The organism is Streptomyces sp. BBFR51, assembly GCF_044591655.1.
Lineage (GTDB): Bacteria > Actinomycetota > Actinomycetes > Streptomycetales > Streptomycetaceae > Streptomyces.
The window spans coordinates 7,094,369-7,111,835 of sequence record NZ_CP172448.1 but is presented as its reverse complement, the minus strand read 5'-3'; the positions used below and the strand labels follow the sequence as shown (position 1 = coordinate 7,111,835).

General features: G+C 71.8%; 14 protein-coding genes. 6 read left to right on the top strand and 8 right to left on the bottom strand.

Annotated features, from left to right (window positions below; translation table 11 throughout):
- Nucleotides 1–14: 14 nt before the first annotated feature.
- The 8 genes from ACGH7X_RS32405 to ACGH7X_RS32370 all read right to left on the bottom strand — a co-directional run bounded on the left by ACGH7X_RS32405 (nt 15) and on the right by ACGH7X_RS32370 (nt 8,581).
- On the bottom strand, nt 15–1,061 hold the full coding sequence (locus ACGH7X_RS32405) for a substrate-binding domain-containing protein (RefSeq protein WP_399891957.1): 1,047 nt from the start codon (nt 1,059–1,061) through the stop codon (nt 15–17).
- 17 nt (nt 1,062–1,078) lie between these two features.
- Nucleotides 1,079–2,098, bottom strand: coding sequence for an ABC transporter permease (locus ACGH7X_RS32400; RefSeq protein ID WP_399891954.1), 1,020 nt, complete (start codon nt 2,096–2,098; stop codon nt 1,079–1,081).
- Nucleotides 2,095–3,612 (bottom strand): sugar ABC transporter ATP-binding protein, encoded by a 1,518-nt coding sequence (locus tag ACGH7X_RS32395; protein WP_399891951.1) that lies wholly within the window; start codon nt 3,610–3,612, stop codon nt 2,095–2,097. Before ACGH7X_RS32395 ends, ACGH7X_RS32400 begins: the two co-directional genes overlap by 4 nt.
- Before the next feature lie 140 nt (nt 3,613–3,752).
- Complete coding sequence (locus ACGH7X_RS32390) at nt 3,753–4,934, bottom strand: ROK family protein (RefSeq protein ID WP_399891948.1); 1,182 nt, start codon at nt 4,932–4,934, stop codon at nt 3,753–3,755.
- A gap of 252 nt (nt 4,935–5,186) precedes the next feature.
- The gene (locus tag ACGH7X_RS32385) at nt 5,187–5,864 is read right to left on the bottom strand and encodes a GntR family transcriptional regulator (protein ID WP_399891945.1); all 678 of its coding nucleotides are present in this window, start codon (nt 5,862–5,864) and stop codon (nt 5,187–5,189) included.
- 132 nt (nt 5,865–5,996) lie between these two features.
- Entirely contained in the window at nt 5,997–6,947 is a 951-nt protein-coding gene (locus ACGH7X_RS32380) for a beta-ketoacyl-ACP synthase III (protein ID WP_399891942.1), read from the bottom strand.
- A 181-nt stretch (nt 6,948–7,128) separates the two neighbouring features.
- On the bottom strand, nt 7,129–7,272 hold the full coding sequence (locus ACGH7X_RS32375; RefSeq protein ID WP_399891939.1) for a hypothetical protein: 144 nt from the start codon (nt 7,270–7,272) through the stop codon (nt 7,129–7,131).
- The gene (locus tag ACGH7X_RS32370) at nt 7,241–8,581 is read right to left on the bottom strand and encodes an OFA family MFS transporter (protein WP_399891936.1); all 1,341 of its coding nucleotides are present in this window, start codon (nt 8,579–8,581) and stop codon (nt 7,241–7,243) included. Before ACGH7X_RS32370 ends, ACGH7X_RS32375 begins: the two co-directional genes overlap by 32 nt.
- Nucleotides 8,582–8,777: 196 nt before the next feature.
- Between ACGH7X_RS32370 and ACGH7X_RS32365 the strand changes: the two genes are divergently transcribed.
- The 6 genes from ACGH7X_RS32365 to ACGH7X_RS32340 all read left to right on the top strand — a co-directional run bounded on the left by ACGH7X_RS32365 (nt 8,778) and on the right by ACGH7X_RS32340 (nt 17,453).
- Nucleotides 8,778–9,749, top strand: a complete 972-nt coding sequence (locus ACGH7X_RS32365) for a 2-dehydropantoate 2-reductase (protein ID WP_399891933.1) — start codon at nt 8,778–8,780, stop codon at nt 9,747–9,749.
- Complete coding sequence (locus ACGH7X_RS32360) at nt 9,746–11,674, top strand: molybdopterin oxidoreductase family protein (protein WP_399891930.1); 1,929 nt, start codon at nt 9,746–9,748, stop codon at nt 11,672–11,674. Before ACGH7X_RS32365 ends, ACGH7X_RS32360 begins: the two co-directional genes overlap by 4 nt.
- Nucleotides 11,655–13,619, top strand: a complete 1,965-nt coding sequence (locus ACGH7X_RS32355) for an NAD(P)H-dependent oxidoreductase subunit E (protein WP_399891927.1) — start codon at nt 11,655–11,657, stop codon at nt 13,617–13,619. Before ACGH7X_RS32360 ends, ACGH7X_RS32355 begins: the two co-directional genes overlap by 20 nt.
- Nucleotides 13,616–14,476, top strand: a complete 861-nt coding sequence (locus ACGH7X_RS32350; RefSeq protein WP_399891924.1) for a 2Fe-2S iron-sulfur cluster-binding protein — start codon at nt 13,616–13,618, stop codon at nt 14,474–14,476. Before ACGH7X_RS32355 ends, ACGH7X_RS32350 begins: the two co-directional genes overlap by 4 nt.
- Nucleotides 14,477–14,494: 18 nt before the next feature.
- On the top strand, nt 14,495–15,343 hold the full coding sequence (gene fdhD, locus ACGH7X_RS32345; protein WP_399891921.1) for a formate dehydrogenase accessory sulfurtransferase FdhD: 849 nt from the start codon (nt 14,495–14,497) through the stop codon (nt 15,341–15,343).
- Between the two features lie 196 nt (nt 15,344–15,539).
- The gene (locus tag ACGH7X_RS32340) at nt 15,540–17,453 is read left to right on the top strand and encodes an exo-alpha-sialidase (protein WP_399891918.1); all 1,914 of its coding nucleotides are present in this window, start codon (nt 15,540–15,542) and stop codon (nt 17,451–17,453) included.
- Nucleotides 17,454–17,467: the final 14 nt, after the last annotated feature.

The window sequence follows — 17,467 nt, the reverse complement described above, 5'->3', positions numbered from 1 at the left end:
CGGGGCGGCAGCCGTCACTTGAAGCCCGTGGACATGTACTGGTCGACGTTGTCCTTGTCGACGACGGCCGAGTAGCAGGTGACGGTCGAGGGGATCTCGAACTCGGCGAGACCGCCGATGCCCTTGCCCTGGCCGAGGGCGCGGGCCAGGTCGATCGCCGAGGCGGCCATGGTCGGCGGGTACAGCACCGAGGCCTTCAGTACGCCGCTGTCCGCCTTGATGGCCTGGAAGGCGGAGAGGGCACCCGCGCCGCCGACCATCAGGAAGTCGTCGCGTCCGGCCTGCTCGATGGCGCGCAGGGCGCCCACGCCCTGGTCGTCGTCGTGGTTCCACAGGGCGTCGAAGCCCGACTGGGCCTGGAGCAGTTGGGCCATCTTGGACTGACCGGACTCGACGGTGAACTCGGCGGCCTGGCGGGCCACCTTCTTGATGTTCGGGTAGTTCTTCAGGCCGTCGTCGAAGCCCTGGGTACGCTGCTGGGTCAGTTCCAGGTTGTCGATGCCGGCCAGCTCGACGACCTTGGCGTCCGACTTGTCCTTCAGCTTCTCGCCGATGTAGTGGGCGGCGTTCAGGCCCATGCCGTAGTTGTCGCCGCCGACCCAGCAGCGGTAGGCCTGGGGGCTGTTGAAGATCCGGTCGAGGTTGATGACCGGGATGCCCGCCCGCATCGCCTTCAGACCGACCTGGGTGAGGGCCTTGCCGTCGGCCGGCAGGATGACCAGGACGTCGACCTTCTTGTTGATGAGGGTCTCGATCTGGCCGATCTGCTGCGCGGTGTCGTTGGAGCCCTCGGTGATCTCCATGGTGATCTCGGAGTACTTCTCGGCGCGCTTCTTGGCCTGGTCGTTGACGGCGTTGAGCCAGCCGTGGTCGGCCTGCGGACCGGCGTAGCCGATGGTGACGGGCTTGCCGGGCTTGTCGTCGGCGGCCGGCTGCGTGTCCGCTGCGGCCTTGTCGTCGCCGTCGTCGGGGTCGTTGCTGGTGCACCCCGTGAGGACGGCACCGGCGGACAGGGCGGCGGCTCCGAAGAGCATCCCTCTGCGACTCGTGAGCTTCGTCATGACGGTGAACCCTTTCCTCAATGCGTGCTTGCGGTACGACGCTGGACCAGCACGGCGGCGACGATGATCGCGCCCTTGGCGATCTGCTGCACGTCGGTCTGCAGGTTGTTCAGGGCGAAGATGTTGGTGATGGTGGTGAAGATCAGGACGCCGAGCACCGAGCCGAGGATGTGGCCCCGGCCGCCGGTCAGCAGCGTTCCGCCGATGATCGCGGCGGCGATGGCGTCGAGTTCGTAGAGGTTGCCGTTGGTGTTCTGGCCGGAGCCGGCGAGGGCCACCAGCAGGAAGGCGGCGATGCCGCAGCACAGCCCGGACAGCAGGTAGAGGTAGAGACGCTGACGGCGGACGTCGATGCCGGCCAGCCGGGCGGCCTCGGCGTTGCCGCCGACGGCGACGGTGCGGCGGCCGAAGGTGGTCCGGTTGAGCACCAGCCAGCCGATGACGGTGACCGCCGCGAAGACCATGACCAGCGGCGGGATGCCGAGCACGTACCAGTCGCGCTCGGCGAGGTCCAGGACGCTGGGGACCGTGACGACCTGGGTGCGGCCGTCGGTGATCTGGAGCGCGAGGCCGCGGGCCGAGGCCAGCATGGCCAGGGTGGCGATGAAGGGGACCATCTGCCCGAAGGCGATGAGCACCCCGTTGACCAGTCCGCAGCCCACTCCCACCACGATCGCCGTGAAGAGGATGCCGACGAACCCGAACTCCTGGGTGGCGACCGTGGTCGCCCACACCGAGGAGAGCGCCACGATGGCGCCGACGGACAGGTCGATGCCGCCGGAGACGATGACGAAGGTCATGCCGACGGTGACGACGCCGATGACGGACGCCTGGGTGAGCACCAGCTGGAGGTTGCGGGTGTCGAGGAACGAGTCGGGCTGGGTGATGCCGCCGATGAGGACCAGTACGGCGAGCACCCCGAGCAGGGTGAGGGTGCGGACGTCGGCGCGGCCCAGCCGGACCCGCCAGGCCGGCGGAGCCTCCACCGGTGCCGCCTTGCCGGTGCCGCCCCGTGGCGGGGACACGTGCTGCGTCATGACGCCGGGCTTCCTTCCATCACGAGGTCGAGTACGCGGGGTTCGTCGAGGTCACGGGCGGGGGCCTCGTGCACGACGCTGCCCTCGCGCAGTACCAGTACGCGGTCGGCGAGGCCCAGTACCTCGGGCACCTCGCTGGACACCAGCAGCACGGCCAGTCCTTCGTCGGCCAGGCGCCGGATGACGGCGTACAACTCGGCGCGGGCGCCGACGTCGACGCCGCGGGTGGGTTCGTCGAGCAGCAGGACCCGGCAGCCGCGCAGCAGCCAGCGGGCGAGGACCGCCTTCTGCTGGTTGCCGCCGGAGAGGGTGCGCACGGGCACGGAGGGGTTGTCGGGCCGCAGCGACAGCTCCTGGGTCGCCTTGCGGGCCGCGCCGAGTTCGGCGCCGCGGTCGATCCAGCCGCCGCGCGAGAAACGGGACATGGCGGAGACCGACACGTTGCGGGTGACGGACTCCAGCATCAGCAGGGCCTGTGCCTTGCGTTCCTCGGGGGCGAGCCCGAGGCCGGCGCGTACCGCGGCGCGCACACTGCCCGGCCTGAGCGGGCGCCCGTCCACGAGGACCTGGCCGGTGCTCGCCTTCCGGGCCCCGTAGACCGTCTCCAGGATCTCGGAGCGGCCGGAGCCGACGAGTCCGGCGAGGCCGACGATCTCGCCGGGGCGCACCTCCAGGTCGAGCGGGGCGAACTCGCCCTCGCGGGAGAGTCCGCGGATGCTCAGCACGGGCTCGGCCGCGGGCGGCGCGACCGGCCGGTCCGGGAAGACGTACTCGACGTTGCGTCCCGTCATCAGCGCGACCACCTCGCTGGTGGGCGTCGACTCGGCGGGCAGCCCGCCGGCCACGGCCCGGCCGTCCTTCAGGACGGTGACCCGGTCGCCGATGCGGCGGATCTCCTCCAGGCGGTGCGAGATGTAGACGACGGCGACGCCGGCGGCGGTGAGGTCGGCGACGATGCGGAAGAGGTTGTCGACCTCGTCCGGGTCGAGCGCGGCGGACGGCTCGTCCATCACGATCAGCCGTACGTCGTGCGAGAGCGCCCGCGCCATGGACACGATCTGCTGCTGCGCCGCCGAGAGGTCCCCGACCAGCCGGCCGGGATCGACCTCGGGGTGCCCGAGTCGCTTGAGCAGCGCGGCCGTTGACGCCTTGGCCGCCCTGCCCCGTACGACGAAGCCGGCGGCGGTCGGCTCGTGGCCGAGGTGGACGTTCTCGGCGACCGAGAGGTGCTCCACCAGGTCGAGTTCCTGGTAGATGGTGGCGATGCCGAGGCGCATGGCCGCGATGGGCGAGCGCAGGGTGACGTCCTCTCCGCGCCAGCGGATGGTGCCGGTGTCGGGCTGGTGGGCGCCGGCCAGCACCTTGATGAGGGTGGACTTCCCGGCGCCGTTCTGGCCGAGCAGGCAGTGCACCTCGCCGGCCTGGACGTCGAGGTCCACGCCGTCGAGGGCCCGGACTCCGGGGAACGACTTGGTGATGCCGGACATGCTGAGCAGCGGTGGTTCTGGTGCCATGTGAGGTCCCCTCGGCGGACGTGCGGGCCGGTGTCAGGGCAGAGCAGAGCAGGGCAGGGCGGAACAGGGCCTGACGGTACGGAGCAGGACAGAGCTGAGTGGAGCGCTGTGCTGGATGGAGCTCGGGAACCGAACGGTGTCTACGCGGGTGAGAACAGGTGGTCGCTGATCAGCCGGGCCGCGCCGATGACTCCGGCGGTGGGTCCCAACTCCCCCAGCACGATGGGCAGGTTGCCGGTCGCCAGTGGCAGCGACTGACGGTAGACCTGGGTACGGATCGCGGCGAGCAGGTTGTGGCCGAGGCCGGTCACCCCGCCGCCGATCACCACCAGGCCCGGGTTGAAGAAGCTGACCAGGCCGGCGATGACCTGGCCGGTGCTGCGGCCGCCCTCCCGGATCAGGTCCAGTGCGGTGGCGTCGCCCGCGGCGGCCGCGGCGGCGACGTCGGCGGCGCTCAGGCCCCCGTTCGCCTCCAGCCGGTTCGCGAGCTCGGCCGAGTGGCCCTGCTGGGCGGCCTCCGTGGCGTCGCGGGCCAGGGCCGCGCCGCTGAAGTGGGCCTCCAGGCAGCCCCGGTTGCCGCAGGCGCACTGGCGTCCCTCGGGCACGGCCTGGATGTGCCCGATGTCGCCCGCGCTGCCGGTCGTCCCGCGGTAGACGTCACCGCCGACGACGATGCCGCAGCCGATGCCGGTACCGATCTTGACGACGAGGAAGTCGTGCTGGGTGCGGGCGACGCCCGCGTGCTGCTCCCCCAGCGCCATCAGGTTCACGTCGTTGTCGACCATGACGGGGCAGCCGAGTTCCTGACTGAGCGCCTCCCGTACGGGGAAGCCGTCCCAGCCCGGCATGATCGGCGGTGCCACCGGCACACCCTCGGGGAAGCGGACCGGCCCCGGGACGCCGATGCCGGCGCCGTCGAAGCCCTCCGCGAGCCCCGAGGCGCGCAGCTTGGCCGCCATGGACAGCACCTGCTCGAAGACCGCGACCGGGCCCTCGCGCACGTCCATGGGCTGGTTGATGTGCCCGAGGATCTCCAGTTCGGCGTTGGTGACGGCGACGTCGATCGAGGTCGCGCCGATGTCGACGCCGAGGAAGCGGAGTTCGGGGTTGAGCCGGACGTTGTGACTGCGGCGCCCGCCGCGCGAGGCGGCGAGTCCGTCGGCCACGACCAGACCGGTCTCCAGCAGCCGGTCCACCTCCACGGCCAGCTTCGACCTGGAGAGGTCGACCTGGTCGCCGAGCTGGGCACGGGAGTTGGGCCCTCCGTCGCGCAACAACTGGAGCAGTCGCGCCTGGTGAGCGTTCGCGGGTCGTGCGGTCATGCGTCTCACGAACCCCTCCCCGCCTCAATCGGCCTTGAGTCCGCCGGTTTCCGGCCACGTCCGCGCCATGGCGTCGTGGCTTGCTTTCGGATGGAACGTAGCAGTGGGCGCCGGGTGTGGGAAGAAGTCACGCATGAATTACTGCGAACTTTCTCCTCTGAGTGGACAAAGAACGGCTCGCCGATCGCGGGCCCCGGACGCGACGAGGCCGCCCGGGCATCACGCCGGGCGGCCTGCGAAGGGGCTCTGACCTCAGGATTCTTCGCGCGCGTGGTACGAGCGCCGGGTGTGCTCGGTGTGCTCGCGCATCAGCCGGGTCGCCGACTGCTCGTCCCGGGCGGTGATGGCGGCGATCAGCTTGCGGTGCTCGATCCAGGACTGCCGGCCGCGCTGCCGGGCGACCGGTGTGTAGTACCAGCGGACCCGGCGGTCGACCTGTGCGGCCAGTTCGGCGAGGACGGCGTTGCCGGCCAGCTCCATGACCTTGCCGTGGAAGCGGGCGTTGAAGGCGACGGTGGCGTCCACGTCCTCGACGGCGACGGCCCGCTCGCCCTCCTCGCACAGCTCCTCCAGCGCGGCCACACCGGCGCTGGAGGCGTTGGCCGCGGCGAGCCGCGCCGCCTCGGCCTCCAGGAGCGTACGGACCGTCAGGAGCTGGTCGGCCTCCTCCTCCGTCGGCTCGTGCACGAAGGCGCCCTGCGCGGGGCGCAGATCGACCCAGCCCTCGGTGTTGAGCCGCTGGAGCGCCTCGCGCACCGGCTGCCTCGACACACCGAGGTGACCGGCGAGCTCGCTCTCCACGAGGTGCTGGCCGGGCTGGAGGGCCCGGGTCGTGATGAGTTCGAGCAACGCCTCGTAGACACGGTCCCGCAGCGGGCCGGGCCGTTCGAGCTTGGGCACCGCGCCCTGCGGCAGTCCTGCGGACAACATCGGTCCCCCCTCGGCAGCCGGCACACAACCAGTACGCGAAGTATTGATTGTCTTTCGTCTACAGTCTACGGCGCGCTCAGGGCGGAGGGCCCGGGTGTAGGCCACGTCACATCGCGGGGCCGTGCGGGGCGTTCAGGGGCAGCGGACGACCTGTCCGGCGTAGGAGAGGTTGCCGCCGAAGCCGAACAGGAGCACCGGGTCGCCGGTGGTGATCTCACCCCGCTCGACCAGTTTGGACAGCGCGAGCGGGATGCTGGCCGCGGAGGTGTTGCCGGACTCGACGACATCGCGGGCGACGACGGCGTTGACCGCGCCGATCTTCGCGGCGAGGGGTTCGATGATGCGCAGGTTGGCCTGGTGCAGGACGACCGCGGCGAGGTCGGCCGGCTCGAGACCGGACCGCTCGCAGGCCTGCCGGGCGATGGCGGGCAGCCGTGTGGTGGCCCAGCGGTAGACGCTCTGCCCCTCCTGCGCGAACCGCGGGGGCGTGCCCTCGATGCGGACCGCGTTGCCCATCTCGGGCACCGAGCCCCACAGCACCGGGCCGACGCCCGCCTCCTCGCCCGGACCGCAGGCCTCCACGACGGCGGCCCCCGCCCCGTCGCCGACCAGTACGCAGGTGGTGCGGTCGGTCCAGTCGGTCACCTCGGACATCTTGTCCGCGCCGATGACCAGGGCCCGGCTCGACGAACCGGCCCGCACGGCGTGGTCGGCGGTGGCCAGCGCGTGGGTGAATCCCGCGCAGACGACGTTGACGTCCAGCGCGGCGGGCGAGGGGATGCCGAGGCGGGCGGCGACGCGGGCGGCGGTGTTCGGGGAGCGGTCGATCGCGGTGGAGGTGGCGACCAGCACCAGGTCCACGTCGGCGGGCGTCAGCCCGGCCGCCGCGAGCGCCTTCGCGGCGGCGTGGCCGGCCAGCTCGTCCACCGGCTCGTCGGGTCCGGCGATGCGGCGGGACCGAATCCCCACCCGGCTCCTGATCCACTCGTCGCTGGTGTCGACCATGCCCGCCAGGTCCTCGTTGGTGAGGATCCCGGCGGGCTGGTAGTGGCCGACGGCGGTGATGCGGGAGCCTTGGTGCATGGGTGGAGTCCTCGCTGCCTCGGGTACGGGATCCACCAGTGTGATCAGTGACCGACGGGTACGACGGCAGGTGATACGACAGGAAACGGGCGCCCGGCTTGTCGGCTTCGGTCAGCATCCTCCGGTGCCCTCGACCGTCCCCGCGGGGTGACGCCCGTCCCCCGTGCCCCGGCGCGCGCCCTCACCCGGTGAAGAGCTGGGTCGCCTTCCGGACGAGTTCGTACAGCCCGTAGGCGAGCGGTACGCCCACCCAGAGCCAGGTGAAGGCGATCAGCGGCCGCCGGTCGGGCAGGTCAGGCGGATTCTGGCTGCTGTCGGACGACATCGTTGCCCTCCTTCGGCGCGGGGACGGCGGGTTCGTGGTGGCGGGAGTGGACGGGGCGGACGAGTTCGTTGGCGACGAAGCCGACGACCAGCAGCCCGATCATGATGAGGAAGGACGTGCCGTACAGGTCCGAGCCGTGCCGTCCCGCCTCCTCCTGGTGATCGGCGATCCAGTTGACGATCAGCGGGCCGAGGACACCGGCCAGGGACCAGGCGGTGAGCAGGCGCCCGTGGATCGCGCCGACCTGGTAGGTGCCGAAGAGGTCCTTGAGGTAGGCGGGGACCGTGGCGAAGCCGCCGCCGTAGAAGGACACGACGACCAGGGCGCACAGGACGAACAGCGGTTTGGAGGAGTCGCCGAACAGCGCGATCAGCGTGTACATCAGCGCGCCGACGCCGAGGTACACGCGGTAGATGTTCTTGCGTCCGATCAGGTCGGAGGCGGAGGACCAGCCGAACCGGCCGGCCATGTTGGCCGCCGACAGCAGGGCCACGAAGCCGGCTGCGGCGGTCACGGACACCGGCGTGGAGGTGTCGGAGAAGAAGTCCGTGATCATCGGCGCGGCCTTCTCCAGGATGCCGATGCCGGCCGTGACGTTCATGCAGAGCACGATCCACAGCAGCCAGAACTGCGGGGTGCGCATCGCGGAACGCGCCGAGACCTGGACGCCCTCGAGCGGGACCGGCCGTCCGTCCGCCCGCTCCTTGGGGCGGGGCACCCGTACCAGCAGCACGCCGAGCAGCATGAAGACGGCGTACGTCACTCCGTGCACGAGGAAGGCGAGGGCGATCCCCGAGTTGTCGGTGCCGAAGGACTCCAGCATCTGCGCGGACCAGGGCGAGGCGATGAGGGCGCCGCCGCCGAAGCCCATGATGGCGATGCCGGTGGCCATGCCCGGCCGGTCGGGGAACCACTTGATCAGCGTGGAGACCGGTGAGATGTAGCCGATGCCGAGGCCGATCCCGCCGACGAAGCCGTAGCCGAGGACGATCAGCCAGTACTGCTCCACCGCCGCGCCGAGCGCGGAGAGCAGGAAGCCGGAGGAGAAGCAGACCAGGGCGACGGTCATCGCCCAGCGCGGCCCGTGCCGTTCCACGAGCGTGCCGCCGAACGCGGCCGACAGACCGAGCATGACGATGCCGAGCTGGAAGGGCAGCGCGCTCTGCGTACCGCTGAGATCGAGCGCCGACTCCAGGGGCGGTTTGAACACGGACCAGGCGTAGGCCTGCCCGATGGAGAGGTGGACCGAGAGAGCGGCTGGGGGAACGAGCCAGCGGCTCCAGCCCGGGGGTGCGACGGGGGGACTCATGAGTCCCCAACCGTAGGCATCCGGAAAGCGCTTGAGAAGACTGTTGAGCAGACAACTACAGACCACCACTACTGCTGCACAAAGCCTTGCTGCCTCAACCTCCATACTGTAGACAATATTTCGTCGACATCTTCGACCCTGCTCACGGAAATCTTCGGTTCCTCGGTATCCCTCGACCGAACGGAGCTCCCCCGCCATGAAAGTCGCAGTCCTCGGCGCCGGAGCGATCGGCGCCTACGTCGGCGCCGCGCTCCACCGTGCGGGCGCCGACGTGCATCTCATCGCCCGTGGACCGCATCTGGCGGCCATGAGGCAGTACGGAGTACGGGTGCGCAGCCCGCGCGGCGACTTCACCGCGCACCCGCGCGCCACCGACGACCCGGCCGAGATAGGCCCGGTCGACTACGTGTTCCTGGGCCTGAAGGCCAACTCGTACGCGGCGTGCGGGCCGCTGATCGAGCCCCTGCTCCACGAGACCACGGCGGTCGTGGCCGCCCAGAACGGCATTCCCTGGTGGTACTTCCACCGGCACGGCGGCCCGTACGACGGCCGCCGCCTGGAGAGTGTGGACCCGGCCGGCGCGGTCAGTGCGGTGCTCGCGCCCGAACGGGCCGTCGGCTGCGTCGTGTACGCGGCCACCGAACTGGAACAGCCGGGCGTCGTACGCCATGTGGAAGGCACCCGGTTCTCGATCGGCGAGCCCGGCCGGGACGTCTCGGCCCGGTGTCTGGCGTTCAGCGAGGCGATGCGCGCGGGCGGCCTGAAGTGCCCGGTCGAACCCGACCTGCGGGACGACATCTGGCTGAAGCTGCTGGGCAACATCTCCTTCAACCCGATCAGTGCCCTGGCCCGCGCCACCATGCGGCAGATGTGCCTGCACGGCGGCACCCGGGAGGTCATCGAGACCATGATGACCGAGACGCTGTCGGTCGCCGGAGCCCTCGGCTGCGAGGTCGGCGTCTCCATCGAGCGCCGGCTCGCGGGCGCCGAGAAGGTCGGCGACCACCGCACCTCCACGCTCCAGGACCTGGAGCGCGGCAAGCCGCTCGAACTCGACGTCCTGCTCGCGGCCGTCGTCGAGCTGGCGGAGATCACCGGGGTCCCGGTGCCCACCCTGCGCACCGTGCACGCCCTGTCGGACCTGCTCGCGCTGAGGAGCGCCGCATGAGGAAACGCGACCGAAGCCCGAAGACCTACACCCGTCTCACCCGCCCCCTGGTGCGGGACTCGCGCGAGGAGCCCTTCCGCCGGGCGACCTGGGAGGAGGCCCTGGACCGCACGGCCCGCGGCCTGGCGGCGGCGCGCGGCGCGTTCGGGATGTTCTCCTGCGCGCGGGCGACCAACGAGATGAACTACGTGGCGCAGAAGTTCGCCCGCGTCGTCATGGGCACCCACAACGTCGACTCCTGCAACCGCACCTGCCACGCGCCGAGCGTCGCGGGCCTGTCGGCCGCTTTCGGCTCGGGCGGCGGCACCTCCTCCTACGAGGAGATCGAGCACACCGACGTCATCGTGATGTGGGGCTCCAACGCCCGCTTCGCACACCCGATCTTCTTCCAGCACGTACTGAAGGGCATACACAACGGCGCCCGCATGTACGCCGTCGACCCGCGCCGCACCTCCACCGCCGAGTGGGCGGAGGGCTGGCTCGGACCGAACGTCGGCACGGACATCCCGCTGGCGCACGCGGTCGGCCGGGAGATCATCCACGCGGGGCTGGCCAACGAGGCGTTCATCGAGCGGGCGACGACGGGCTACGAGGAGTACAAGGCCCTCGTCGAGCCGTGGACGCTCTCCCTCGCCGAGAAGGTGACGGGCGTACCGGCCGCCGCCGTCCGCGAACTGGCCCACGCCTACGCCCGCGCCGAGCGTGCCCAGCTGTGCTGGACCCTCGGCATCACCGAGCACCACAACGGCACGGACAACGTCCGCGCCCTGATCAACCTCTCCCTTCTCACCGGCCACATCGGCCGCTACGGCTCGGGGCTGCAACCCCTGCGCGGCCAGAACAACGTGCAGGGCGGCGGCGACATGGGGGCGATCCCCAACCGGCTGCCCGGCTTCCAGGACGTGCTGGACCCGGAGGTCCGCCGGAAGTTCGAGACGGCCTGGGACACGGTCGTCCAGCCGGGCCACGGGCTCACCCTGACGGAGATGTTCGAGGCCATGGACGAGGGCACGCTCCGCGCCGTCTACTGCATCGGCGAGAACCCGGCCCAGTCGGAGGCGGACGCCGAACAGGCCGTACGCCGGTTGCGGGCGCTGGACTTCCTGGTCGTCCAGGACATCTTCCTCACGAAGACCGCCGAACTGGCCGACGTGGTCCTCCCGGCGACGGCCGGCTGGGCGGAGACCGACGGCACCACCACCAACAGCGAGCGACGCGTGCAGCGGGTCCGCAAGGCGGTGACCCCGCCCGGTCAGGCCCGGGACGACATCGACATCCTCTGCGACCTCGCGGCCCGCCTGGGCCACGACTGGAAGTACGCCGACGCGGAGGCGGTCTGGAACGAGCTTCGCTCCCTGTCCCCGGACCACCACGGGATGACGTACGCGCGCCTGGAGGAGCACCAGGGCATCCAGTGGCCGTGCCCGAGCACCGAGAAGCTGGAACCGACGTACTTGCACGGCAGGTTGTGGGATCCGGACCCGGCCCGCCGCGGTCGGCTCGCCCCCTTCGGCATCGTCCGGCACGACCCGCCCGTGGACCTCACCGACGAGGAGTACCCGATCCGGCTGACTACGGGCCGACGGCTCGACTCGTACAACACGGGCGTGCAGAGCGGTGGTTACGCCTCTCCGTTGCGGCGCGGCGAGTCCGTGGAGCTGTGCCCGGAGGACGCCGAACGCTACGGGGTGGCGGTCGGCGAGGAGGTGCGGGTGACCTCGCGGCGCGGTTCGCTGCTCGCGCCCGTCTGGGTGGACACGGCACTGCGCCCCGGCCTGGCCTTCATGAGCTTCCACTTCCCCGACGAGGTGGACACCAACCAGCTGACCATCGAGGCCAACTGCCCGATCGCCGGGACGGCGGAGTTCAAGGCCTCGGCGATCCGGATCGAGAAGGTGAGCACCGGTGGACCTGCGCTTCGGTGACAGCAAGCCCACGGACGAGGAACGCGCGGCCGTGGACGCCCTGCTCGGGCCGCCCGAGTCGTCGTGGGAGGGCGCCGCCCGCGACGAGACGGACGCCGGCGACCTCAGGTGGGCGCGGGGCGGCCGCGAGGCCCGAGAACGCCGCGACCTGCTCCTGCCGGGCCTGCACGCGCTCAACGACCGGGTCGGCTGGATCAGCGAGGGCGCCCTGGACTACCTGTGCCGCCGCCTGACGGTGCCCCCGGCCGAGGCATACGGAGTGGCCACCTTCTACGCCATGTTCTCGGTCCGCCCCCGCCCGGCAACGGTCCTCCACGTCTGCACCGACCTGGCGTGCACGACGGCGGGGTCGAGCGAGTTGTGCGCGGCCGTGGAGGAACGTCTGGGCCCGGAGAGCGGCGTGCAGGTCGAACGGAGCCCATGCCTGGGCCTGTGCGAGCGCGCCCCGGCAACCTTGGTGGTCCGGGCGGGCAAGTCAGCCCGTCCGGGGGTACCCCCTCTGGGGGAGTTTGAGGACGAGGCCGTTCAGGCCGAAAGCGGGGGCCCGGGGGCGGCAGCCCCCGGGGACGGGAACGGGAAGGGGCGGCGGGGGCGAAACACCCTCCACGCGACGGCCGTATGCGCCCCCGCAACCCCGGACACCGCCGTCCACGCGGCCACCGCCCCCGAATCGGCCCCCGCCGAGCCCGCCCCCGCCCTGGCGGTCCCCCAGACCAGCACCCCCGACCCCACCCTCACCCTCCTCAAACGCATCGGCACCGTGGACCCCACCTCCCTGGACGACTACCGCGCCCACGGCGGCTACACCGCCCTGCGCCGCGCCTTCGACCTCGGCCCCGCCGGCGTCATCCGCGAGGTCACCGACGCCGGCCTGGTGGGCCGCGGCGGCGCCGCCTTCCCCACCGGGCGCAAGTGGCAGGCGACGGCCGCCCAGCCCGACCACCCGCACTACCTCGTCTGCAACGCCGACGAATCGGAACCGGGCACCTTCAAGGACCGCGTCCTCATGGAGGGCGACCCCTACGCCCTGGTCGAGGCGATGACCGTCGCCGCGTACGCGACCGGCGCGCACAAGGGCTACCTCTACCTCCGCGGCGAGTACCCCCGCGCCCTCGCCCGCCTCACCCACGCCATCGCCCAGGCCCGCACCCGCGGCCTGCTCGGCGACGACGTCCTCGGCCAGGGTTACGCCTTCGACATCGAGATCAGGCGGGGCGCCGGCGCGTACATCTGCGGTGAGGAGACGGCGCTGTTCAACTCCATCGAGGGCTACCGGGGCGAGCCCCGCTCCAAGCCGCCGTTCCCCGTGGAGAAGGGCCTGTTCGGCAAACCCACGGTGGAGAACAACGTCGAGACACTCGTCAACGTGCTGCCGATCCTGACGACGGGCGCCGAGGCGTACGCCGCGATCGGCACCCGGACGTCCACGGGCCCGAAACTGTTCTGCGTGTCGGGCAGCGTGGACCGCCCCGGCGTCTACGAACTCCCCTTCGGCGCGACGCTGGGCGAGCTGCTCACCCTCGCCGGTGTCCGCGACAACCTGCGCGCGGTCCTGCTCGGCGGAGCCGCCGGCGGCTTCGTACGCCCCGACGAACTGGACATCCCGCTCACCTTCGAGGGCACCCGCGAGGCGGGCACCACCCTCGGTTCGGGAGTGGTGATGGCCTTCGACGACACGGTCCCGCTCCCCCGCCTCCTCCTGCGCATCGCCGAGTTCTTCCGCGACGAGTCCTGCGGGCAGTGCGTGCCGTGCCGGGTCGGCACCGTGCGCCAGGAGGAGGCGCTGCACCGGATCGCCGGGCGCACGGGCGCCGCCGCGGCCGACGACATCGCACTGCTGCGCGAGGTCGGCCGGGCGATGCGGGACGCCTCGATCTGCGGTCTCGGGCAGACCGCGTGGAACGCCGTGGAATCCGCCATCGACCGTCTGGGGGCGTACGAATGACCGCGATACCGCTCGGAGTGCCGCGCCGCCTGGTGGAGTTCACCCTCGACGGGCAGGAGGCCAGAGTCCCCGAGGGGTCCACGATCCTCGACGCCTGCCGGGCCGCCGGGAAGGACGTCCCGACCCTGTGCGAGGGCGACACGCTCACCCCGAAGAACGCCTGCCGGGTCTGTGTGGTGGACGTCGAGGGCGCCAGGACCCTCGCGCCCGCCTGCTCGCGCCGGGCGGAGCCGGGCATGGTGGTGCGCACGGACACCGAGCGTGCCCGGCACAGCCGCAAGGTCGTCCTCGAACTCCTCGCCTCCTCGGTCGACCTCTCCACGACCCCCTCGGTCGCGCAGTGGCTCAAGGAGTACGAGGCGAAGCCGGACCGCTTCGGCCCGGACGCGGCCCGCGTCGACGAGGAACCGCGCGTCGACAACGACCTCTACGTGCGCGACTACGGCAAATGCATCCTCTGCTACAAGTGCGTGGACGCCTGCGGGGACCAGTGGCAGAACAGCTTCGCGATCTCCGTCTCCGGCCGGGGCTTCGACGCCCGGATCTCGGTCGAGCACGACGGGCCGCTGACCGACTCGGCGTGCGTGTACTGCGGCAACTGCGTCGAGGTGTGCCCCACGGGAGCCCTCTCCTTCAAGTCGGAGTTCGACATGCGCGCGGCCGGGACGTGGCACGAGGAGCGGCAGACGGAGACGACGACGGTGTGCGCGTACTGCGGAGTGGGCTGCAACCTCACGCTCCACGTGCAGGACAATGAGATCGTGAAGGTCACCTCACCGCACAACAATCCGGTGACCCACGGCAACCTGTGCATCAAGGGCCGCTTCGGCTACCAGCACGTACAGAACCGGGACTGACCGGCAAGGGGCACGGACATGGGACGAGTCACGGAACGACGCAAGGTGATCCGCGTACGGGACGGTGCGGTCTCCACGCGCCCGGACACGCTCGTCGCGGAGGAACCGCTGGAGATCCGGCTGAACGGCAAGCCGCTCGCCATCACCATGCGCACGCCCGGCGACGACTTCGCGCTGGCGGCCGGTTTCCTGGTCAGCGAGGGCGTGCTCGCCGAGCGGGGCGATCTCCAGAACATCGTGTACTGCGCGGGCGCGACCGTCGACGGCTCCAACACGTACAACGTGGTCGACGTGCGGACCGCCCCCGGCGTGCGGATCCCGGACATCACGCTGGAGCGGAACGTCTACACCACCTCGTCCTGCGGGCTGTGCGGCAAGGCGAGCCTGGACGCGGTGCGTACGACGGCCCGCTGGCCCATCGCCGACACTCCCCCGGTCCGTGTCACCCCGGAGCTGCTGGCGGACCTGCCCGACCGGCTGCGCGCCTCCCAGCGGGTCTTCGACCGGACCGGCGGACTGCACGCGGCGGCCCTGTTCACCGAGGACGGGGAGCTGGTGGACGTGCGGGAGGACGTGGGACGGCACAACGCGGTCGACAAGCTGGTCGGCCGCGCGCTGCAGAACGGGGACCTGCCGCTGTCCCGGTCGGTCCTGCTGGTGTCGGGCCGGGCCTCCTTCGAGCTGGCGCAGAAGGCCGTGATGGCGGGCATCCCCGTGCTGGCCGCGGTGTCGGCGCCGTCCTCGCTGGCGGTGGACCTGGCCGCCGAGACGGGGCTGACGCTGGTGGGCTTCCTGCGCGGCAGCTCCATGAACGTGTACGCGGGTGAGGACCGCGTCGCCCTGCGGACCGCGGCCGTCCAGGGCTGATCGGCCTCTCCGCGGCACGGCGGCGGGGCCCCGACCGGCGGGGAGCGCCCCCTGCGCCTCAGGGGCCCCGTCTCGACCGTACGGGCCGACACGCGGGTGATCACGCGGGTGATCACCCTGCGTGCGCGACGTCCTGTTGTACTGATGTCCGGACGACGACCGGTTCCGACCAGCCGCCTGAAGGGCAGACCGCGCCATGCCGTCACGACCTCCCCGCGCCCTCTGGCCGGCCCTCGCCGCGTCGTTCGCCCTGGCGCTGTCCACGCACCCGGCGTACGCGGGGCCCGGCGACCGGGCACCCGAGTTCGAGCAGCAGGTCCTCTTCGAGGCGGCCCGGGACCCGGGCGGATACGCCTGCTTCCGCATCCCGGCGATCGTCCGGACGACCGACGAGACCCTGCTGGCCTTCGCCGAGGGCCGCGTCCTCAACTGCGGCGACGCCGCCGACATCGGCATCGTCCTCAAACGCTCCACCGACGGCGGCCGCACCTGGGGCCCGCTCCAGGTCGTCAACGACGGCGGCGGCGACACCCACGGCAACCCGGCCCCGGTCGTCGACCGCACCACCGGCCGCGTCCTGCTGGTCGAGACGTACAACGCCGGCCGCACCGACGCCGCCAACTGCGCGGTGCCCTGCGCCCGCACACCCCACCTCCAGTACAGCGACGACGACGGCCGCTCCTGGTCGGCGCCCCGCGACCTGAGCCCCGAGGTCCTGCCGCCCGACTGGAACTCCTGGTACGCCACGGGCCCCGTGCACGGCATCCAGCTCACCGGTACCTCCCACCCCGGACGGCTCGTCGTCGGCGTCAACGCCGAGAGCTGGGACGGCGAGCGAAGCGAGATGGGGGTCCCCCCGGCCGGAGGCTGGGGGAGGGTCACCGCCAACCACGCCGCCCTGGTCGTCAGCGACGACGGCGGCGAGCACTGGAAGGTCGGCGCCACCGACACCTGGCCCGTCGCCGCCGACGGCACCTTCCGGCAGAAGCCCTCCGAACTGACCCTGACCGAACGAGCCGACGGTGCGCTCCTGGTCAGCGGGCGGGAGGAGAACGGCACCGACCTCGGCCACCGCACCCAGGCCGTCAGCCGGGACGGCGGCGACGGTTTCGCGGCCCCCTTCCAGGCCCTTCCCGACCTGTACGCCCCGCAGGTGCAGGGCGCGGTGCTGCGCCTCGGCGACCGCACGCTCCTGTCCGCACCGGCCGACCCCGACCGCCGCCGGACGATGACGGTCCGCTCCTCCTACGACGACGGCGCGACCTGGGACAGCGTGGACCGCGGCACCGTCGTCACCCGGGACTGGTCCGGCTACTCCGACCTGGTGGCCGTCGACGACACCGCGGTGGGCCTGCTGTACGAGGCCGGGGCGGTGGACGCACGGGACGAGATCCGCTTCGCCCGCTTCACCGAGGACTGGCTCGGGCCGCGCCGGGCCGCCGACCCCACCACGCCCGACCTCGCCGCGGGAGCCTCGCCCGCGACCGTGCTCGGCGGTGCCAAAAGCTCCGGTACGACGGACGGCGCGGTGGGCGGCGCGCTCGCGTTCGACGGCGCCGACGACGCCGTACGGCTGCCCTACGACGGGCGGCTTCCGCTCGGGGCCGGGGACTTCACGGCTGCGCTGTGGTTCCGGTACTCGGCGGCCGACGGGGAGCAGCCGCTGCTGTGGATGGGCGGCGTCGGCACCACGCAGCCGCAGGTGTGGCTGCGCGCCGAGCCCGGCAACGGGCGGGTCCAGGGGCTGATCACCGCGCGCGACGGCACGGCGGCCCCGCGCTCGGCGTGGGTGCGCACCGACCGCGCCCACAACGACGGCCGCCGGCACCATCTGGCGCTGCGCCGGGGCGGGGGCCAGCTCACGCTGTTCCTCGACGGTTCGGCGGCCGGCGCGGCGGACGTGCCGGGTTCGGTCAGCCGGAACTCGCCGTTCGGTGTGCACATCGGCGAACGGATGGACGGCCGGGCGCGCTTCAGCGGCGCGATCGACGACGTGCACGTGTGGAACCGGGCCCTGACCGACGAGGAGATCGCCGCCGGCAACCCGCCCTCGGCCACCGGCGACACCGTCCTGCACCTGCCCATGGACCGGGTGGACGCGGCCGGCTGACCGCGCCCCTGCGG